The sequence below is a fragment of the Paenibacillus glycanilyticus genome (assembly GCF_023715145.1).
Lineage (GTDB): Bacteria > Bacillota > Bacilli > Paenibacillales > Paenibacillaceae > Pristimantibacillus > Pristimantibacillus glycanilyticus_A.
In genome coordinates this window covers 560,741-581,136 of record NZ_JAMBNP010000003.1, presented here as the reverse complement: position 1 = coordinate 581,136, position 20,396 = coordinate 560,741, and the positions used below count along the sequence as shown (strand labels likewise).

Genomic DNA, 20,396 nt, shown 5'->3' with positions numbered 1-20,396 from the left:
CCATTCCTTGTCTCTAGCCCAGCTCCGCGCGCAGCTCAAGCACAGCATCACGCAGCTCTGCAGCTCTCTCGAACTGTAGATTCTTCGCCGCGTTCTTCATCTCCGCTTCCAGCCTTTGCAGCAATGCCTGACGATCCTTCTTCGACATCTTCTCGGTGCCAACGCCAGTCAAATAATCCGATTTCTCCTCCGCTACTTTCGTTGCCTTAATATCATCATGTACTTTCTTGCGGATTGTCTGAGGCGTAACGCCATGCTGTTCATTATAGGCGATCTGGATGGTCCGGCGGCGCTCCGTTTCCTTAAGTGCCTTATCCATGGAGTCGGTGATTTTATCCCCGTACATGATTACTCGGCCATCGCTATTACGCGCGGCCCTGCCAATCGTCTGGATCAGCGAGCGTTCGGAGCGAAGGAAGCCTTCTTTATCGGCATCCAGTATCGCAACCAGCGACACCTCTGGTAAATCGAGACCTTCCCTCAGCAGGTTAATACCCACCAGCACATCGAACGTACCAAGCCGCAAATCCCGAAGAATCGCAATCCGTTCCAGGGTCTTGATATCGGAGTGCAAATAACGCACTTTAATGCCAATCTCTTTGAAATAATCCGTCAGATCCTCGGCCATCTTCTTCGTGAGCGTGGTGACAAGGACACGTTCATCCTTGGCAATCCGGTCGCGAATCTCAACTAACAGGTCATCAATCTGGCCTTTGGTCGGACGTACGTCAATAATCGGATCAAGCAGGCCTGTTGGACGGATAATTTGCTCAACCATAGTTGGGCAGTGTTCCAGCTCATATGGTCCCGGTGTAGCCGATACATAAATCTGCTGTTTGGATTTCTCCTCGAATTCCTCGAAGCGGAGCGGACGGTTATCCAGCGCGGACGGCAGACGGAAGCCGTGATTAACGAGCATTTCCTTCCGCGCGCGGTCGCCATTGTACATAGCCCTAATCTGCGGCAGGGTGACATGGGATTCGTCTATGACGATCAGCATATCCTCCGGAAAATAATCCATAAGCGTATAAGGCGTAGCTCCGCGTTCCCGGAAAGTCAGAGGTCCTGAGTAGTTCTCGATCCCGGAGCAGAAGCCCATCTCCGCCATCATCTCGAGATCATAACGGGTACGTTGCTCCAGACGCTGCGCTTCCAGAAGCTTGCCTTCTTCCCGCAATTCCGCAAGGCGTTCCTCCAGCTCGCGCTCAATATTGCCAAGCGCAACCTTCATCGTTTCTTCATGGGTAACGAAGTGAGACGCCGGAAATATAGCCACATGATCGCGTTCGCTTACGATCTCGCCAGTCAGCACGTCGATCTCCGTAATCCGTTCAATCTCATCGCCAAACAGCTCGACCCGGATCGCCCGTTCATTATTGGCAACCGGGAAAATCTCCACGATATCACCGCGGACGCGGAACGTACCGCGGATAAAGTTAATGTCGTTGCGCTGGTACTGAATATCAACAAGCTTATGAAGAATCGTATCCCTGGATTTCTCCATGCCTACCCGGAGCGACAGTACCAGACTGCCGTACTCGGAAGGCGAACCGAGACCGTAAATGCAGGATACACTCGCTACAATAATAACGTCCCGGCGTTCAAACAAAGAACTGGTCGCGGAGTGGCGCAGCTTGTCGATCTCATCATTAATGCTGGAATCCTTTTCAATATAGGTGTCTGTAGACGGAATATAAGCCTCAGGCTGAAAATAATCATAATAGCTGACAAAATAACTGACTGCATTGTCCGGGAAAAATTCCTTAAACTCGCTGCACAGCTGTGCCGCGAGCGTCTTGTTATGAGCAATAACCAGCGTCGGCCGGTTAAGCTGCGCTATTGTATTGGCAATCGTGTACGTCTTGCCCGTCCCTGTCGCACCAAGCAGGGTCTGCTTGGCTTCGCCATTCCTCACGCCTTCAACAAGCTTTCTGATGGCTCCCGGCTGATCGCCCTGCGGCGTGTAATCGGACTTTAATTGAAATAATTGCTCTGAAATCTCGTTCATTTGCGTCATCCACCCCGTTTCCCTTACTCATCAATCATTATACTCAATATATACAAGCGTAAACGGCTGCGCCTTCCTTAGGAGGAGCAAACGTTTCGCAGTGAAATACGAAGAAAACAGCCTATCCGAATGTGTGTTCCCCTCTATATTATAGACGTCTATAACGGCTGTTGCAAACATAAAATCGAAAGGCTTTCCCTAAGCATCCGCTTAAGAAAAGCCCTAACCTCATTTAAACATTTAAGGAACCCGAACGGTCTTCATCTTCGACATAAACTCCGCCGCGTCGCTTGGCCGTCCGTGCCCGGCGCAAGAGATCCAGAAGCGTTGCCGGCTCCGACGAGGCGTAATAGGTCGCCTGCTCATCCGGCGAGAGAATCACGCCTAGCTGATGATGCTCGCCTTCATAACGCGCCCGCTGGACGAACTTGATTTCCCCGTCTCTATTCAGCACTTCCAGCTTATACATTGCCGAGCTGCTCTGCAGCGCCTCGTGAAGATCCTCTTTCGAATAGACCCGCGTTCCGTTTACTTTGGAAATAATCTCACCGGAACGAAGCTTCATCTCGTCCGCCGGCGTCCCCGGTACGATGCCAAGGATGCGCAGACCGCGCTGGTCATTCACATACAGCGGGCTTTGCGTCGCTTCCACCGCGCGGCTGCGCCAGATGATCGCTTCATGCATAAGCAGCGAGCATAGAGCTGCAATCGGCAGCAGCGCGGGCTGCCACCAAGCGAGCAGTGCCGCTCCGGTCAGCAGCAGGCTGTACCACAACAGCCCTTTCGAGGCATGACGGGCTTTGGCCTCCGGCAGCATGGTGCGCGTCATTTCGCTGAAGCCGATAATCATCGGCAGCGCCACAACCGTCCATCCTTGCGTCCAATCGCCCCCAAACAGCGGCGTCCAGGGCAAATCAACGACGGATGCTCCTCCGGTCGCCGGCACGAGCAGCAGCATCGGAACCGGCCAGAAGCCTTGCAGCATGTAGCCGCCAACAAGCTTGCCGCGCTTGCCTTCCAGGAACAGCGGTGTCGCGAGCTTATCCCCCTGCCTGCGGACAAGAAAGGCTTCTACCAAATGCAGCAGCGCTACCAGAACGAGAATCCCCGGCATATCAAGACCGGCAAGCGAACTGGCAAGATCTCCGAGCCATCCGCTGCTATTCTCAAGGGCGGTAAAGCCAACGATCCACTGCAAAAGCGCCAGTATTCCCGCGCCGTAAGCGAAGCACAGATAACGGATCCGGAACAGGAGCAATACAACCGCCGAGCCCCACAACCATAATACGGCGTCGCCGCTTAAGCTAATTCCGATAAAAGCTCCGGCAACCGAAGCGAGTAATCCCGCTGCAAGTCCGGCCAACACGGCTTTTGCCACCAGACGCGGCCATATATGTAACCGCATGGCGAACATCCGTCTTTCCAGACTAATCTGCCGCATGTACTGCAAGATAATAAATAAGACCGCAATATAATAAAAAGGCTGCGCCAGCAAATGTACAAACGCTTTGCCAAACTGATCTAGTAATGCATTGGCTGCATCCAATCGCCACACTCCCATCCTGATCAAAATAAAAGGCTGACTCCAGCATTCAGAGCCAACCTTTTATAAATTCGACAGTTCCGCTTTATTTCCTGCTCACTGCCTGGATTGCTTCCAGCAGCTGTTTATCGTTCTTCTCGTCCCTGATCCATTTCACAACTGCCTGCTCCAAGGCGGCTGCCGTCTTCGTATCAATCTCGCCGCTAACCGGCAAGCCGGCACTGCTTTGGAAGTCCTTCACGGACTGCTCGGTGGAAGCGCTGAAATAGCCGTCCTCCCGTTTTGGAGCAAATCCAAGGCCAGTCAGCATCACCTGCGCATTCCGCACTTGTTCTCCAAGCATATCCTTGCGCAGGGTCTCCTTCAACGTCAGCCTGGCCACGGTGTACAGCTTAGGCGGCAATACTTCGACGGTTGGCTTAATGCCCTTCTGGTGAATCCAGTTGCCGTCCGGCGTTAACCATTTCGCAATCGTCATCTTCACCAGACTCCCGTCTCCAAGCGTCTTATTGTAACTGACCTGAACGGTTCCTTTGCCGTAAGAGGTCTCCCCGACAAGAACCGCTTTAGCCCGCTCCTGCAGCGCACCAGCCAGAATCTCGGATGCGCTTGCGCTGCCTTTGTTCATGAGGACAGCAATCGGATAAGTCTTGCCTCCGCCCTGCGAAGTTGTTTTGTCGCGGTCGCCGTCACGGTCCTCTACCTGTACAATCGTCTCGCCCTTCGGTATAAACTGCTGGGCGATTTCGACCACAACCGGCAGCACGCCGCCCGGATCGTTCCGCACATCAATGACAAGCCCCTTCATCCCTTGCTTCTCCAGCTTGGCGAGCTCTTCCTTGAACCGGTCAGCCGTGTTAAGGGAGAACTGGCGGATCTCGATGACGCCAACGCCATCCTCGCGGAGCTTGGCATACACCGTCTCCACATCAATATCATCACGAACGAGGATCAGATCAATCGGCTGGGTATTTCCCGCACGCTCGATCCGAAGCTTCGCTTTGGTCCCCTTAGGGCCGCGGATTTTGGCTACCGCATCATTTAACGTAAGACCATCTAGCTTATCTCCGTTGACGGATAGGACGATATCCTTGGCAAGCAGACCCGCGCGTTCAGCAGGCGAGCCTTTGATAGGAGCGACGACAACAACCTTGCCCTTCTCAAGGGTAACCTCTGCCCCGATCCCGGAGAACGATCCTTCTATCGACTCGGAAAACTGCTTGGCCACGTCCTTCTCCATATAAACGGAATAAGGATCATCCAGCGACTCCATCATGCCCCGGACCGCTCCGTCTACCAGCTCATCCCGGTCAATGTCCTTAAAATATTTGGTTTCAATCAAACCCAGAACCGCATTGATTTTGGACTCTTCCTTCTTGCTCAGCCCGCTGCCTTCGCTGGCGGCAGCGGATACGGAAGCCTGCTTCCCGTCGGCCGTCCAAAAGACTTGATCTCCTATGGTCAGCGTTACGAGCACTGAAGCCACCATCGTCATCAGCAGAAGGACAAATACGGTTCTTCCTTTAAAATACACGTTCCACACCACCTTATCATTTGACCCATTCCAGTTTTTAAGTGAACCTCATTAGTATATGATAAGCTGTCCATATTTATTTGCAGCTCTTCCTAATGCAGGAGAAGGCATACGCGTGAAATAACGGAACAATTCCGCATCCCTCGGTATGCCTTCCAATGCTGTTATTTCAAATAGCCCGCCGGATTAACGGTTACTTCGTTTTTCCGGACTTCGAAGTGAAGATGCGGACCTGTCGAGTTCCCCGTACTGCCGACCTCCGCTATTTTTTGGCCTTTCTTCACGCTTTGACCCTTCTCTACTTTAATGCCGCCGTTGCGGATATGACCGTACAACGTCCATAAGCCGTTGCCATGGTCGATAATGACCGCGTTGCCGTAACCGCTCCATGCCTGGGCTACAATGACAACGCCAGACTCGGCCGCGTAAATAGCCGTCCCTTGCTTCGCCGCAAAGTCAATGCCGGTATGTAGCTTCTTCACATGAGTAATCGGATGAATCCGGTAGCCATAGTTCGAGCTGATTCGGAATGTACCTCGGATCGGCATGCCGAGCTTGCCGCCGGAGTACGGATTCTTGATTGCATTTTTCTTCTTGTTCAGATCGGCTACCGTCTTCGCCAGCGCAATCAGCTGATCCTCCTGCTCCTGGCTGATGTCCTCTAGTTCTTCAATCTCTTTGTTGTAGTTTGCGATCAATACTTCTTTTTCTTGCTCTTTATCATTCAGCTCCGATTTATACTTCTGGAGCTTCGTATACATCGTCTTTACTTCTCCTAGCGCGGTTTCGACATTCGCTTTTTTCTCGGCGACCATTACTTTATCCTTCTTATGCTGTTCAAGAATGGAACGGTCTTGACTAAGAATAGACTGCAGCGAATCGAATCGGTCAATAAAATCGGAGAAGCTTGTCGCGCTGAACAGAACATCCAGATAAGAGACAACGCCATTCTCGTACATAAGCTTCAGACGGGACTGGAGCAGCTCATCCCGCTCCTTCACTTGCTCTTCCGCCTTGTCCAGCTCTTTACCGGCCTTCTGGAGGTCTACTTCCTTGGCATCCACCTGGCCTTGCACGTAGTTCATGTTATCTACAACCTGATTCAACTGGTTGTTTAATTTGAGGATTGCCTGCTGAGCGTCTTCCTTTTTCCCTGTAATATCTTCTTTCTTCGCATCGGCATTTCTGGCAATTTGCTGTGCCTGTTCAATCTGCTTCTTCGCCGCAGCTAAGTCTTTATTGATTTTATCTAAGGAAGAGGCGGCATTTCCGCCAACAGGCTGCAACATAAATACGGTCAACATCGTTATGACGATAACTAGTTTTTTTACCTTCACCTGCGCGGTCACCTACACTTTCAAATATTTGCGTACGGAAATCGTGCTTCCCCAAACCCCAATCAAGGTGCCCAGGCCAATCAACAGCGCTGCAATCTTCCATCCCAAATCCGCAACTGGGATCAGCTTAATCATGAGCAGTCCCAATTCAACTTCATTTAGACGCACAAGCTCCGAGTAAGCCATCAGAACGACTACCGTTGTAATGCCCGAAGCCACGATTCCGATTAGCGCACCCTCAACGAAGAATGGCCAGCGGATAAAGGAATTCGTTGCCCCTACCAGCTTCATAATGCCAATCTCGCGGCGTCTTGCCAGGATCGTCATCTTGATTGTGGTCGAGATCAGGAACATCGCCGTTACTCCAAGACCAATGACGACAATCAGACCTATATTGCGGATGGCATTCGTAATCTTGAACATTTTCTCGACCGTGCCTTGTCCGTATTTGACGCTCGTAATCGGCTTGGTCTCATCAGCGTTGTTCAGCGCGGTAATTTGGTTTGCCGTTACGCCGATATTCTGCGGATCAAACACCTCAACGGTGAACGAATCCGGCAGCGGGTTGCTGTCCTTGTCATAACCGTCTAGCAGCGCATCGCCGTCTTTGCCGAGATTTTTGCGGAGAAGCTCAAGTCCTTCTTCCTTGGACACAAACTCGACTTTGCTGACATCGGAGAGCTTGCGGATCTGATTCTCGATCTGATTCGCTTTCTGCTGATCAATATCCGTCTGCAAGTAAACGCGGATTTGAACCTGGCTTTCAATGTTGGACGCCATGCTGTCAATGTTCAGCGCCAGAAGCACGAATACGCCGAGCAGGAATAGCGAGAAAAAGATCGAGCTGATCGAAGCGAAGGACATCCATCCGTTGCGGATGATGTTCTTGAAGCCTTCGCGCAGATGGCGGAGCAGCGTACTAAGCTTCATACCCGTACTCCCCTCTTGCTTCATCGCGGGCAATGTTGCCGTTCTCGATGGCGATGACGCGTTTGCGCATCGTGTTGACGATCTCTTTGTTGTGCGTAGCCATTACGATCGTTGCGCCGCGGAAATTAATCTCCTCGAGCAGATTCATAATGCCCCATGAAGTCTCGGGATCCAGGTTACCGGTCGGCTCATCCGCAACGATAACGGTTGGATTGTTCACAATGGCGCGCGCAATGGCGACACGCTGCTGCTCGCCGCCCGACAACTGGGCAGGCAGGCTGGAATGCTTATGTTTAAGTCCGACCAGATCGAGCACTTCCATCGTCCGCTTCTTAATCAGGCGGCGGGGAGCTTCGATAACTTCCATGGCGAAGGCTACATTTTCGTAAACCGTCAGCTTCGGGAGGAGCCGGAAATCTTGGAATATAACGCCGATGTTGCGTCTTACGTACGGGATTTTGCGTGGTTTTAGCTTGCCGATATTAAATCCGTTGACGGAGATTTGGCCTTTCGTTGGCACTTCCTCACGGTAGATCAGTTTCATGAAGGTGGATTTGCCGGCGCCGGATGGGCCGACGAGGTATACGAATTCGTTGCGATCTATGCGGACAGATACGCCTCGCAGGGCGTGAGTACCGTCGGTGTAAGTCTTCCATATGTCTTGCATCTCTATCAACATTATCACATCCTGTTTTTTATCAAATTCCAAGTCATTCATAAGAGAGGCTGTCTTATAAACAGGGCTTGGAATTCTCCGGAATGAAACGCTCCCCGCCACCACAAAACGGCGGAAGCCACTTCACCTCGGCCTTACTATTTCGACAGGGATATACGAAATCCTTCACATTGGGTCTTATTTCCTCATTTTTCACAATTCTCATAAACGTTTGAAGGGTGGATTTTCCTCGAGTTTTCGCCTTATTTTCGACAAAACGCTTATGTCGTTTGACGACGAAACGAAGGAAAAAAGTGTAAATGACAAGTACCCCTTATCTCCTGCATATACATGAAACACTGTCATTTTTGAACGGAAAGGGTGGTCTATACCATGTGGAAAAAACTGCACCTGTCGATCATTATTATTTTTGCGCTGCTCTTGGTCGCATCTGTCGGCTACGGCGCCCTGTCCTATTACTCCGGGCAGGACACGGTTCCCGAGCAAGTCACGGCCGGAGGGGTAGAGCTCGGGGGCCTGCCCATTGATGATGCGCTGAAAAAGCTGGATCAATATGAGCAGATGCTGGAGAACCGGACCATCACCGTCGAAGGTAATGCCGAGGCGAAGGCAGAGGGCAGCAAGCAGTGGAAGGCTTCCGAGGTTGGCTATAACGCGGAGTTTATTGGAGTACGGGAAGAGATCAAGAAGCTGCGCACGGGCAATGTGTGGACCCGCTCGAAGTTCCGTTATCATTTTCAGACTACCTATGGACTGAAGCAAAGCTACGATCCCGCAATCTTCGATAAGCTGGTCCGCGCGGAATGGGATTGGATCGACTCGAATGAGCCCGTGAATGCCACGCGCAAAATCACAAGCAATGACGAGGTTGTCTATACGCCACACACCGATGCTTACCGCATGGATGTCGAGCCCGTGAAAGAAAAAGTAGCCTCGTGGATCATCGTGCCAGACAGCCAGCTGGGCGGGCAGCCCGAGCAAGCTCTGACTGCTCAGATCGCCGTCAAGACCGTCCATCCGGAAATTACGCTCGAGAAGCTGAAGGATGAAGGCATTGACCGTAAAATCATGGAGTTCACGACCAGCTTCACTACGAGTGCCGAAGGCCGCGCTTATAACGTGACCACAACGGCAAGGGTGCTCAATGACTGGGTGCTTGATCCTGGAGAAGTGTTCTCGTACGGGGATGTTGTCAAGAAAACGGAAGAGGAGTACGGCTACAAGGAAGCGCCCGTTATCTCAAACGGCAAGCTTGTACCGGGTATCGGGGGCGGCATTTGCCAAGTGTCCAGCACCTTGTATAACGCCATTCTGCGCACGGCGGGCATTGATATCGTAGAGCGGCGCAATCACTCTCTTCCGGTCGCTTATCTGCCAAAAGGAACCGATGCGACCTTTGCTTCCGGCGCAATCGACTTCCGCTTCCGCAACTCGACCGGCAAGAAGCTTATTATTCGCACCGTTGTGGAGGACCGTCAGCTGACGGTGAAGCTGTTTGGCACGATGCCGGAAAATATCCGATACGAGATTGAGTCCAACGTCGTGAGGACCGTTCAGCCCGCCGTGCAGAAGGTAACGGATAAATCACTGGACGCCGGCCAACAGGTGGTTGTGCAAAACGGTTCCCTTGGCTACGTTGTTGATACGTACCGCACTCTCATCAAAGACGGCAAAGAGGTCTCCCGCGAGAAAATAACGCATGATACGTACAGAGCGCAGCCAACTATCGTCCACGTTGCGCCAGGCTCCGGCGGCTCGGCCGGCGCGCAAAACTCCGGCGGCGTGGTGGAGGACGGAATTTGACCCATAGTAGAAATTCTTACCTTACGCCTTATGCGCTTAGCGCCATTCCACCTCCCTTTAACCTGGTTTTCCTGGAGCAAATCCAAGGTACGCGTAAAACAGTAGACTGTCTGTATTTGCTGGAAATGATATGGTAAACTATCAGCAGACGAAGAACGTCCTTAGCCTTTTGGCTGAGGACGTTTTTTTATGCTCTAAGGAGGGGTAACATGGTTGAATTCGAAAAAGCTCACCAACAATTTCTAACACGGCATTTGGAATTAAGAAGCGGTGAAAGAAAGGGACGCTTGCTAGAGGGCATAATTATGCGGAAAAGCTTGTCCTGCAAAATATTTGGTGGCCGCTGTTTGGCAGTTTCGAGCATCTGCATCCAGAATATGAAGTTTATGATTGGAACCGCAAGTCGCGGTTTTTGGACTTTGCTTTTTTGCCGCCATACGGTAAATTCGGCATTGAATGTGACGGTTATCAAAGCCATATCAAGGATATGGACCGCGAGAAATTCAGCTATTCGTTGAATAGAGATACCTTCTTAACCGGGCTGGGCTGGACGACGATTCATTTTTCCTTTGATGATGTACAGAATCGACCCGAGGTCTGCAGGATGCTGCTTCTGCATGTCATTAGTCCGCGTCTCATCCGCAGTACCCCTTTTCCTGATCCGGCTTTATTGCTTGAGAAAGAAATATTACGATATGCCTATCAACTTAGCAGGTCAATTCGTCCCAAAGACGTATGCGATCACCTGCAAATTGATTTTCGGACAGCCCGTAAGAAGCTGCAATCCCTCTCTTTCAAAGGAATGCTTAAACCTATCGAGCGAGGCACCCAAATTCGGCGTTACGATCTAACTGAGAAAGCCATGGAGTCATTGTTATAACTCTCCATTTTTACATTGGATTTTATACAGCATAATTAGGCACTTTCGGCTAGTTACTTGATCTACATTGGAATTCATACAGTAAAATCAACTGCTTGAACGATAAAAAGCTCGCTTTAGGTAATTTTTACTGGATTGAATACAACGTAGCACTATGCTGCCAATCTTTTGGCTCAATTTTAGTGGAGAAAATCCATTGTAGCTGTCTTTTGAGAAGCATTCACGCATGGAGGGACATATAAAAAGGCTATCAGCACCGCCATGAGACGGAGTTGATAGCCTTTCAAGAAAAATGTAAGGAATGGAATTACCGGCTCTTCTCGGCGTATTCCGTAACCCATGCAGCGGTTTGCTCCAGTACCTGCTCGGCGCGGTCGATTGCCGCCTCTACCTGCACTTTTGCCGTACCGCCGAAAACGTTGCGGGCATTCACAACCTGCTCCGGCTGAAGCACGTTGTAGATGCGGTCGTCGAACAGCGGCGAGAACTGCTTGAACTCTTCCAAAGTCAGATCAAGCAGGTATTTGTTCTGCTCGATGCAGTACAATACCGTCTTGCCAATGACTTCATGCGCTTGGCGGAACGGCAGGCCTTTGCCGACGAGGAAGTCGGCGATGTCGGTTGCGTTCGAGAAATCCTGGTTAACGGCTTGGCGCATCTGCTCTTTGTTCACCTTCATCGTAGCGATCATCGGAGCGAACAGCTGAAGCGCGCCTTGCATAGTTTTCACCGTATCAAACATGCCTTCCTTGTCTTCCTGCATGTCCTTGTTGTAAGCAAGCGGCAGAGATTTGAGTACCGTCAGGAGACCAACAAGATTGCCGTAGACTCGGCCCGTTTTACCGCGCACAAGCTCCGGAACGTCCGGGTTCTTCTTCTGCGGCATAATACTGCTGCCTGTGCAGAAGGCGTCATCCAGCTCAACAAAACGGAACTCCGTGCTCGACCACAGGATCAGCTCTTCGCTCAGACGCGACAAGTGCATCATGATGATCGAAGCATGGGACAAGAATTCGAGGATGAAGTCGCGGTCGCTTACCGCATCCAGACTGTTCTCGTACACGCGGTCGAACTTGAGCTGGCTTGCGACGAAATGACGGTCGATCGGGAAGGTTGTTCCCGCCAAAGCGCCGGCGCCAAGCGGTAGCATATTGATCCGTTTGTAGCTGTCCTGCAGACGCTCCAGGTCGCGGCCAAACATCGACACGTAAGCCATCAGATGATGAGCGAACAGAATCGGCTGCGCACGCTGCAAATGCGTGTAGCCCGGCACGATCGTGTCGATGTTCGCTTTCGCCTGTTGGATCAGCGCGGTTTGCAGCTTGTGCAGCATGTCCACGAACTCGACTACGCGCTTGCGCAGGTACAAGTGCATGTCCGTTGCCACCTGGTCGTTACGGCTGCGGCCCGTATGCAGCTTGCCGCCTACCGGACCAACATCGTCGATCAGCGTTTTTTCGATATTCATATGAATGTCTTCATCGGAGATGGAGAACTCGATATCATTGCGTTTGATACGCTGCAGCACGCGGTGCAGGCCGTCCTTGATCGCCTCAACGTCGTCCGCGGGCAGAATGCCTTGCTTGCCAAGCATCGTGACATGCGCCAGGCTGCCCTGGATGTCCTCTTCGGCCAGCTCTTTATCGAACATAATGGATGCTGTATATTCCTCTACCAATTGGTCGGTCTTCTTCGTGAACCGTCCGCCCCACAATTTGCTCACTTGATACACTCCCTCCCGAATTGTCATAAAGGCCGCTAGATGTTAATGACATTTAACGGCCTGAATGATTATTCGGTTATATTATTTCTTGCTTTGTTCTACGCCGGAAGATACTTTCAGACGAAGTGCGTTCAGACGGATGAAGCCAGTTGCATCGCCTTGGTCGTACGCTTGGGAAGGATCCGCTTCCATTGTAGCGATATCCGGGTTGTACAAGCTCACCGGGCTCTTCACGCCGGCACCGATCACATTGCCTTTATACAGCTTCAGGCGGACAACGCCCGTTACGTTCTTTTGCGATTCGGATACAAGTGCTTGAAGCGCGATACGCTCAGGCGCGAACCAGAAGCCGTTGTATACGAGTTGTGCATATTTCGAAATCAGGGAGTCGCGAAGGTTCATGACTTCGCGGTCCATGGTCAGGGATTCCATTTTGCGGTGCGCCGTGAACAGGATTGTACCGCCCGGCGTCTCGTACACGCCGCGGCTCTTCATGCCAACGAAGCGGTTTTCCACCATGTCCACGCGGCCTACGCCATGCTTGCCGCCCAGCTCGTTCAATTTATCCATCACTTGCAGCGGGCTCAGCTGTTCGCCGTTTACAGCGATGCAGTCGCCTGCTTCAAAAGTAAGCTCTACGTATTCCGCTTGATCCGGCGCTCTCTCCGGGGATACGCTCAGCACGTACATTTCTTCATTCGACTCTGCGCTTGGATCAAACCAAGGATCCTCGAGCATGCCGGACTCAAAGCTGATATGCAGCAGGTTGCGGTCCGTCGAGTAAGGCTTGGAAGCCGATGCCGTTACCGGAATGCCATGCTTCTCGGCAAAAGCGATCATTTCCGCGCGGCCCGGGAACTCTTCCCGGAAGCGCTCTTCACGCCAAGGAGCGATGACTTTAATGTCAGGAGCAAGAGCCGCTACGCCTAGCTCGAAACGAACCTGGTCGTTGCCTTTGCCCGTTGCGCCGTGAGCGATCATAGTAGCGCCTTCTGCGCGGGCGATCTCAACCATGCGTTTTGCAATCAGAGGACGAGCGATCGACGTGCCAAGCAGGTATTGGCCTTCATACAGCGCTGCCGCTTGGAACATCGGGAAGATAAAGTCGCTTGCGAACTCAGCGCGCAGATCGTCGATGTAGACCTTGGATGCACCGGTTGCCAGAGCTTTCGCCTCGAGGCCGTCAAGCTCTTCTTTTTGACCGATATCCGCCGTAAAAGCAATGATCTCCGCGTCGTAAGTTTCTTTCAACCATTTCAAGATGATGGACGTATCCAGACCGCCGGAATAGGCCAGTACAATTTTTTCCTTCGCCATAATTTCTCCTAGCACCCCTTTGATTTATTGAGAATGAGACCAAGATCTCATGCTACATGATTGCTGCCATAATCGCTTTTTGAGCGTGAAGACGGTTCTCCGCCTGGTCAAAAATAATCGAGTTCGCGCCGTCGATAACCCCTTCGCTTACTTCCTCGCCGCGGTGAGCAGGCAGGCAGTGCATGAACAGGTAATCCTTCTTCGCATACTTCGCCAGCTCTTCGTTTACTTGATAGTTCGCAAATGCAAGCTCGCGTTCCTTCTGCTCCGCTTCCTGCCCCATGCTCGCCCATACGTCGGAGTAGATTACGTCAGCATTAGCGACCGCTTCCTTAGGATCACGGCAGAGCTCAATGCGAGCGCCCGTTTCCTTCGCGTGTTCGATCGATTGCTTCACGAGATCCGGATCCGGCTCATAGCCTTCCGGTGTCGCGATGGAAATATCTACGCCCAGCTTCGCTGCGCCCATCATGAGCGAGTGAACCACGTTGTTTCCGTCGCCGATGTAAGCCAGCTTCAGCCCTTCCAGACGTCCTTTATGCTCAAGGATCGTTTGGTAATCGGCTAGCGCCTGGCATGGATGGGACAGATCTGTAAGGCCGTTAATTACCGGAACCGTCGCTCCGCGCGCCAGCTCTACAACGGTACGGTGCGCAAAGGTACGGATCATGATTCCGTCGAGGTAACGCGACAGGACTTGCGCCGTATCCAGAATCGGCTCGCCGCGGCCGATCTGCAGATCGTTGCCGCTCAGGAACAGCCCTTGGCCGCCGAGCTGATAGATCCCCACTTCAAAGGATACACGCGTACGGGTGGACGATTTTTCGAAAATCATGCCAAGCGTCTTGCCCTTCAGCGGCTGGTACACTTCACCGGCTTTTTGCTTTTTCTTCAAATCGATTGCAAGGTCGATCAGATACCGGATCTCCTCCGGCGTGTAATCAACCAGCATGAGAAAGTCCCGGCCTTTTAAGCTGGCCGCCAAATCTTCCTTAACTGTATCTACCATTGTAAAACCTCCTAAAATGAATGATCACCAGAATAGCCGTTGTCGGCTATCGTGATGATTCATACTTCGAAAGCATAAACCTAATGAATCCAAGTTCTTATTTCAAGCCGTTAAGCATTAACCGCATTAGATAACAATTGCTTCAAAATCGCTACAGCCTGGTCGACCTCTTCCTTCGTCACCAGAAGGTTAGGCAGAAGGCGCACAACATTAGGTCCTGCGGAAATAACGAGCAGACCTTGCTCCTGTGCTGCCGCCAGTACTTGGGCAACCGGCTCCACGCATTCAATGCCAACGATCAGACCTTGACCGCGCACTTCCTTCACGAACGGATTGCCTGCCAGCTGCTTCTTCAACTCATCCATCAGGTATTCGCCAATCTCCGCCGCGCGCTCCGGCAAACGTTCGCCAACAATCGTCTCGATTGTCGCCTTCACCGCTGCCGTTGCAATTGGCGTACCGCCGAAGGTAGAGCCGTGGCTGCCTGGCCCAAACGCTTCGCGAAGCTTATCCTTCGCAACCGCCGCTCCAACCGGGAACCCGCTTCCGAGACCTTTTGCCAGCGTGAAAATATCCGGCTCAATTCCGTAATGCTCATAAGCGAACAGTTTGCCCGTACGGCCCATGCCCGTCTGGATCTCATCAACGATGACAAGAATGCCGTTCTCTTCGCACAACTTCACCAGATCCTGTACAAACGCCTGATCCGCCGGGAAAATACCGCCTTCCGCCTGAATCATCTCAAGCATCACAGCCGCTGTTTTATCGGAGACAGCCGCCTTCAAAGCTTCAATATCGTTGTAAGGGATATATTTGAACCCTTCCGGCAAAGGCGCAAAGCCTTCCTTCACCTTCTCCTGTCCGGTTGCTGTCAAGGTTGCCAGCGTACGGCCGTGGAAAGAGGATTCAAACGTAATAATTTCGTAACGTCCGTTGTTCAGCACTTTCTGCTGATAACGGCGCGCCATCTTGATGGCCGCCTCGTTTGCCTCCGCACCGGAGTTGCAGAAGAAGACCGCATCGCCGCTGCTGTTCGACGTAATGAGCTGCGCCGCTTCCTCCTGATTCGGAATCCGGAACAGGTTCGAGACATGCCACAGCTCATCAAGCTGCTTGATCAGAGCTTCTTTCACTTGCTTTGGCGCATGACCAAGGTTCGTGACGGCAATTCCGCTCATGAAATCAAGGTATTTCTTGCCTTTATCATCCCACAGCCAGCTTCCTTCGCCCTTCACTAGCGCAATCGGATATCTCGCATACGTTGGCAGCAAGGACTGCTCAGGTGCTGCCGTTACTTTCGTCTCGCTCATCGACTATAACCGCCTTTCTCTACTCCTGTACGATCCTTGTTCCTACGCCGCCTTCACGCACCGCCCGGCTAAGTACGCCAGGCTCTTCGCCGCTCACAATAACAACCTCGCGCACGCGCCCTTGAATACACTGTACGGCTGCGCGTACCTTCGGGATCATGCCGCCGTAAATCTCGCCGCTCGCAATCATCTCTTCAATCTCCGCTACCGTCACGGAAGGAAGCACCCGCTTCTCGCCGTCCATCGTGCGCATAATGCCTGGAACATCCGTTACCACGATCATTTGCTCCACGCCAAGATGGGAAGCAACGGCACCGGCTGCCGTATCCGCATTAATGTTGTAGCGCTGACCGCCAGCATCAATCCCGATAGGCGCGATTACCGGCATATAGCCCATCGCCATAACGCCTTCGATTACTTCCGCATTCACGTCGGTAACATCGCCAACAAATCCGATTTCCGCGCTGTTTGCGACCGGCTTTGCCTGAATCAGCAGACCGTCCACGCCGGACAAGCCAAGTGATTTCGCGCCGTTTGTCTGGATTTTGCGAACAATTTCTTTATTAATACGGCCCGCAAGCACCATCTCGACTACATCGAGCACGGCGTCATTTGTCTTGCGGAGTCCGTTTACGAATTCGGTCTCAATTCCAAGCTTCGTCAAGGTCTCGGAGATCGCAGGCCCGCCGCCATGGACAATAACCGGATGAACGCCGGACTGCTGCAGCTCGCGCAGCTCGCCGAAGAAGGAATCGGGAAGCGCCGCCAGCGTGCTGCCGCCGCATTTCATTACAAAACGTTGTGCCATGTGATTACGTTCTCCTCTGCCCTAGCGTTACGTACGATAGGCCGCGTTAATGCGGACATAATCGTAAGTGAGGTCACAGCCCCATGCGGTTGCCGTGCCATTGTCCATATGCAGGTCGACGCGGATCACAACCGTATCGCCCTTCAGGTACTCAAGCGCTGCGTCTTCGTCAAAAGCAACGGGACGGGACTGTTCCAGCGTCACGATATCGCCGATTCGAACGTCTACGGTATCCGGGTTAACCGGCTGGCCAGCGCGGCCTACTGCCGCAATGATCCGGCCCCAGTTCGCATCCGCGCCAAATACCGCCGATTTCACAAGGGAAGAACCAATAACGGTCTTCGCGATTGCGTTAGCCGCCTCGTCGCTTACTGCACCGTGAACTTGCACTTCAACCAGTTTTGTTGCGCCTTCGCCGTCACGGGCGATCGCTTTCGCCAGCACTTCGCATACATGGCGAAGTCCTGCCGAGAAGGCTGCCCAGCCTTCATGCCCCGGAGTCAGCTCGCTGTTGCCCGCAAGGCCGCTTGCCATGGCAACGAGCATGTCGTTCGTGCTTGTGTCACCGTCAACCGTAATCATATTAAACGTATAGTTAGTTGCCTCGCGAAGCACCGTCTGCAGCGCATCGCTGCCGATTGCCGCATCTGTTGTTACAAAACCAAGCATGGTAGCCATGTTCGGATGAATCATGCCGGAGCCTTTGGCTGCACCGGCAATATGTACGGTTTGGCCGTCAATCTCAACCGAAACGCATGCCATCTTTTGCACAAGGTCGGTTGTCAGGATCGCCTGGCAGAAGCCGTCCGCCGCATCGCGGTCCGTCTCCAGCTTCGCTGGAAGCGCATCGATACCCGCACGCACCTTATCCATCTTCAGATTCTCGCCGATGACGCCAGTCGAAGCGACCGCAACCTGATCCGCGGACACGCCAATCGACTCGGCAAAACGCGAACGCATCTCATAAGCATCCTCTTCGCCTTGCTTGCCCGTTACGGCATTGGCATTACCGCTGTTTACGATTACCGCACGAAGCAAGCCGTCCGATTCAATGCTTTCGCGTGTTACCTTGATCGGTGCCGCCTGGAACACGTTAGTTGTGTAAACACCGGCAGCAGCAGCCGGCACCTCGCATACGATTGCGCCAAGATCATGGCGGGTTGTCTTCTTCAAGCCGCAGTGGAGACCACCGGCTCTAAATCCTTTAGGAGTCGTAATCGATCCGTCCGAGACGACCGAATACAGCGCTCTAGCTTGCACCTGTCCCATTTCTCCTCGTATCTCCTTCACCCTGTACGTATAATGGCTGATTGCTCCATATGAAAATGAATAAGTATTTCCTATATCAATATTACGGATATACCGGCACGAACTGCAGACCAAGACCCTCATTCCAGCCCATCATCAGGTTTAAGTTCTGAATCGCTTGCCCCGACGCGCCTTTGACCAGGTTATCGATGACCGAAATAATCGTAATGCGGCCCGTTCTTGTATCATAATTAAAAGCAATATCGCAATAGTTGGAGCCCCATACTTCCTTCGTCTGCGGCAGAACGCCTTCCTTGCGGATGCGGACGAATTGGCGGCCTTCATAGAATTGCTTATAGAGTTCAATAAAATCAGCCGCGTTATGCTCGCCTTTTACCGTGGCGTACATCGTAGACAGAATGCCTCTTGTCATCGGCACTAGATGCGGCGTGAACGTTGTCACAACCTCCTGGCCTGCTGCTTCCGAGAGCACCATCTCGATCTCCGGAACATGCTGATGCTGATTTACCTTGTAGGCTTTGAAGTTCTCGTTCAGTTCGGAGTAGTGAGTTCCGAGGCTGGCGCCGCGGCCAGCGCCGGATACGCCCGATTTCGAGTCAATAATAATCGTCGACGGATCAATCCAGCCCGCTTTCACGGCAGGAACAAGTCCCAGCAGCGCGGACGTGACGAAACAGCCCGGGTTCGAAATAAACGAAGCGTCCTGTACCTTGTCACCGTTAATCTCGGGAAGAGCGTATAGAGCCTGCTTCAGGTACTGCTCATCCGCCGGCGTTTTTTTATACCACTTCTCGTATAAAGCCGTATCCTGCAGACGGAAGTCGCCGGACAAGTCGATGACCTTCAGACCCGCATCCAGCAGCTGCGGAGCGAGCTTTGCCGCTACTCCGGCCGGAGTTGCCGTGAAGACCACGTCGGCCTTCGCTTTAATCGTCTGCGGATCCACATCATCAAGCAAAGCCGTCTGAATATCCGTCAAATGCGGGAACCATTCCGCAATCGGCATTCCCGCGCTGGATGAGGAAATAACCGACGAAATCTCCACCAGCGGGTGGCTGGCCAACAAACGAATAAGCTCAATACCGCCGTAGCCGGTAGAGCCGATTATTGCTACCTTAAGTTTCTCGCTCATACACGTTCTCTCCCTTAGATAAGTTGAAGCCATCTACTCGTCCAACCTATGCCCATCATCTAATCCTATATTTTACATGAATCATGTTCACATGGAAATATTACGTTGTTCCGTATTATTATACAGTCGTATTCATATTAATACAACGGAAAAATGATGTCTTTTTACGTACAAATTATTCCGATTTGAACCCCTGTCCGACAACCTCCGCCGTATTGCTGATAATGACAAAAGCCCCGGGATCAACGGATCTCACCAGCTGCTTCAGCTTGGCCACCTCCATCTGTCCGACGACCACCATCAGCACCTGACGCTTCTCGTTCGTGTAGCCGCCATGCGCATCGAGGCGAGTGACTCCCCGGTCCAGATCATGCAGGATCGCATTAACGAGAAGCTCGGCATGATCGCTGATAATAAAAGCAACCTTGGACAGCGGAATGCCGCTCTGAATAATATCAATCGTCTTGCTTGTCACGAATAACCCGATTAATGCATACAAGGCTGCCTCCGGCGAAATAAAGATACCCGAAGCCGCAATGACGCAGCCGTCAAAGCAGGCGACCGCAAGTCCAAGAGGAATGCCGGTATAACGGTGCAAAATCTGCGCCGCCAGATCAAGACCCCCTGTAGAGCCGCGGCCGCGGAACACGATCCCAAGTCCGATACCAACGCCAATGCCGCCGTATATGGCCGCAAGCAGCATATTGTCGGTTGGAGGCGACCAGCCCGCCGTAAGCAGAACAAAAAAAGGAAGCACGATCGTGCCCAAGAGTGTTTTTAGAGCAAAACGTTTGCCCAGCATGAACAGCCCCGCCAGAAACAGCGGAATATTAAGCGCCCACTGCGTATAGGCAGGCGTAATGCCTAATGTCTTATGAACAAGGATCGATATGCCCGACACGCCGCCTGAAGCGATTGCATTCGGAGCGAGAAAAAGGTTAAAGCTGAGTGCTACAACAAATGAACCGATGATAACCTGCACAAAGCTCCACACGACTTGTGCTTGAGTTGCTTTCCCGCCTGCCGGACGCCTGCTGCGTTTTGTGTTTTTCTTGCCGTTAGTCTTGCTGACCATGGATCACCATGCCGCCTCTCTGTATGTCTGCCCGTAATATTT

At 52.3% G+C, this 20,396-nt stretch carries 16 protein-coding genes; 2 read left to right on the top strand and 14 right to left on the bottom strand.

The features are described from left to right. Positions 1 to 13: 13 nt before the first annotated feature. From uvrB to ftsE, 6 genes are all read right to left on the bottom strand, one after another. Positions 14 to 2,017, bottom strand: a complete 2,004-nt coding sequence (gene uvrB / locus M3194_RS12245; protein WP_397334304.1) for an excinuclease ABC subunit UvrB — start codon at positions 2,015 to 2,017, stop codon at positions 14 to 16. A gap of 223 nt (positions 2,018 to 2,240) precedes the next feature. Next, positions 2,241 to 3,563, bottom strand: coding sequence for a PDZ domain-containing protein (locus tag M3194_RS12240; RefSeq protein WP_251654262.1), 1,323 nt, complete (start codon positions 3,561 to 3,563; stop codon positions 2,241 to 2,243). A gap of 73 nt (positions 3,564 to 3,636) precedes the next feature. Next, positions 3,637 to 5,094 (bottom strand): S41 family peptidase, encoded by a 1,458-nt coding sequence (locus tag M3194_RS12235; RefSeq protein WP_251654261.1) that lies wholly within the window; start codon positions 5,092 to 5,094, stop codon positions 3,637 to 3,639. Between the two features lie 155 nt (positions 5,095 to 5,249). Continuing rightward, complete coding sequence (locus M3194_RS12230) at positions 5,250 to 6,422, bottom strand: murein hydrolase activator EnvC family protein (RefSeq protein WP_251654162.1); 1,173 nt, start codon at positions 6,420 to 6,422, stop codon at positions 5,250 to 5,252. Between the two features lie 12 nt (positions 6,423 to 6,434). Then, positions 6,435 to 7,352 (bottom strand): permease-like cell division protein FtsX, encoded by a 918-nt coding sequence (gene ftsX / locus M3194_RS12225; protein WP_251654160.1) that lies wholly within the window; start codon positions 7,350 to 7,352, stop codon positions 6,435 to 6,437. Continuing rightward, complete coding sequence (gene ftsE, locus M3194_RS12220) at positions 7,342 to 8,028, bottom strand: cell division ATP-binding protein FtsE (protein ID WP_251654260.1); 687 nt, start codon at positions 8,026 to 8,028, stop codon at positions 7,342 to 7,344. The genes ftsX and ftsE overlap by 11 nt, the downstream gene beginning before the upstream one ends. Before the next feature lie 372 nt (positions 8,029 to 8,400). On the opposite strand from ftsE, the gene M3194_RS12215 reads away from it, so the two are divergent. Beyond that, the gene (locus tag M3194_RS12215) at positions 8,401 to 9,831 is read left to right on the top strand and encodes a VanW family protein (RefSeq protein WP_251654151.1); all 1,431 of its coding nucleotides are present in this window, start codon (positions 8,401 to 8,403) and stop codon (positions 9,829 to 9,831) included. A 412-nt stretch (positions 9,832 to 10,243) separates the two neighbouring features. Continuing rightward, positions 10,244 to 10,711, top strand: coding sequence for a hypothetical protein (locus M3194_RS12210; RefSeq protein WP_311290571.1), 468 nt, complete (start codon positions 10,244 to 10,246; stop codon positions 10,709 to 10,711). A 307-nt stretch (positions 10,712 to 11,018) separates the two neighbouring features. Here the strand turns inward: M3194_RS12210 and argH are convergent, their stop codons facing one another. The 8 genes from argH to M3194_RS12170 all read right to left on the bottom strand — a co-directional run bounded on the left by argH (position 11,019) and on the right by M3194_RS12170 (position 20,354). Next, entirely contained in the window at positions 11,019 to 12,434 is a 1,416-nt protein-coding gene (gene argH, locus M3194_RS12205; RefSeq protein WP_251654150.1) for an argininosuccinate lyase, read from the bottom strand. Between the two features lie 81 nt (positions 12,435 to 12,515). Continuing rightward, complete coding sequence (locus tag M3194_RS12200) at positions 12,516 to 13,751, bottom strand: argininosuccinate synthase (RefSeq protein WP_251654148.1); 1,236 nt, start codon at positions 13,749 to 13,751, stop codon at positions 12,516 to 12,518. A 52-nt stretch (positions 13,752 to 13,803) separates the two neighbouring features. Continuing rightward, the gene (gene argF / locus M3194_RS12195) at positions 13,804 to 14,760 is read right to left on the bottom strand and encodes an ornithine carbamoyltransferase (protein WP_251654146.1); all 957 of its coding nucleotides are present in this window, start codon (positions 14,758 to 14,760) and stop codon (positions 13,804 to 13,806) included. Between the two features lie 110 nt (positions 14,761 to 14,870). Beyond that, the gene (locus M3194_RS12190) at positions 14,871 to 16,070 is read right to left on the bottom strand and encodes an acetylornithine transaminase (protein WP_251654144.1); all 1,200 of its coding nucleotides are present in this window, start codon (positions 16,068 to 16,070) and stop codon (positions 14,871 to 14,873) included. Between the two features lie 19 nt (positions 16,071 to 16,089). Then, positions 16,090 to 16,878, bottom strand: coding sequence for an acetylglutamate kinase (gene argB, locus M3194_RS12185; RefSeq protein ID WP_251654142.1), 789 nt, complete (start codon positions 16,876 to 16,878; stop codon positions 16,090 to 16,092). A gap of 27 nt (positions 16,879 to 16,905) precedes the next feature. After that, positions 16,906 to 18,147 (bottom strand): bifunctional glutamate N-acetyltransferase/amino-acid acetyltransferase ArgJ, encoded by a 1,242-nt coding sequence (gene argJ / locus M3194_RS12180; RefSeq protein WP_251654140.1) that lies wholly within the window; start codon positions 18,145 to 18,147, stop codon positions 16,906 to 16,908. A gap of 82 nt (positions 18,148 to 18,229) precedes the next feature. Next, on the bottom strand, positions 18,230 to 19,279 hold the full coding sequence (gene argC / locus M3194_RS12175; RefSeq protein WP_251654138.1) for an N-acetyl-gamma-glutamyl-phosphate reductase: 1,050 nt from the start codon (positions 19,277 to 19,279) through the stop codon (positions 18,230 to 18,232). Between the two features lie 175 nt (positions 19,280 to 19,454). After that, positions 19,455 to 20,354 carry a YitT family protein gene (locus M3194_RS12170; RefSeq protein ID WP_251654136.1) on the bottom strand — a complete coding sequence of 300 codons (900 nt, stop codon included), beginning with the start codon at positions 20,352 to 20,354 and terminating at the stop codon, positions 19,455 to 19,457. Between the last annotated feature and the right edge of the window lie 42 nt (positions 20,355 to 20,396).

Excerpts from the sequence above, each read along its gene's own strand:
- uvrB (WP_397334304.1), bottom strand. The coding sequence starts at position 2,017 with ATGACGCAAATGAACGAGATTTCAGAGCAATTATTTCAATTAAAGTCC.
- ftsX (WP_251654160.1), bottom strand. The coding sequence starts at position 7,352 with ATGAAGCTTAGTACGCTGCTCCGCCATCTGCGCGAAGGCTTCAAGAAC.
- M3194_RS12215 (WP_251654151.1), top strand. The coding sequence starts at position 8,401 with ATGTGGAAAAAACTGCACCTGTCGATCATTATTATTTTTGCGCTGCTC.
- M3194_RS12200 (WP_251654148.1), bottom strand. The coding sequence starts at position 13,751 with ATGGCGAAGGAAAAAATTGTACTGGCCTATTCCGGCGGTCTGGATACG.
- argF (WP_251654146.1), bottom strand. The coding sequence starts at position 14,760 with ATGGTAGATACAGTTAAGGAAGATTTGGCGGCCAGCTTAAAAGGCCGG.
- M3194_RS12190 (WP_251654144.1), bottom strand. The coding sequence starts at position 16,070 with ATGAGCGAGACGAAAGTAACGGCAGCACCTGAGCAGTCCTTGCTGCCA.
- argB (WP_251654142.1), bottom strand. The coding sequence starts at position 16,878 with ATGGCACAACGTTTTGTAATGAAATGCGGCGGCAGCACGCTGGCGGCG.
- argJ (WP_251654140.1), bottom strand. The coding sequence starts at position 18,147 with ATGGGACAGGTGCAAGCTAGAGCGCTGTATTCGGTCGTCTCGGACGGA.
- argC (WP_251654138.1), bottom strand. The coding sequence starts at position 19,279 with ATGAGCGAGAAACTTAAGGTAGCAATAATCGGCTCTACCGGCTACGGC.
- M3194_RS12170 (WP_251654136.1), bottom strand. The coding sequence starts at position 20,354 with ATGGTCAGCAAGACTAACGGCAAGAAAAACACAAAACGCAGCAGGCGT.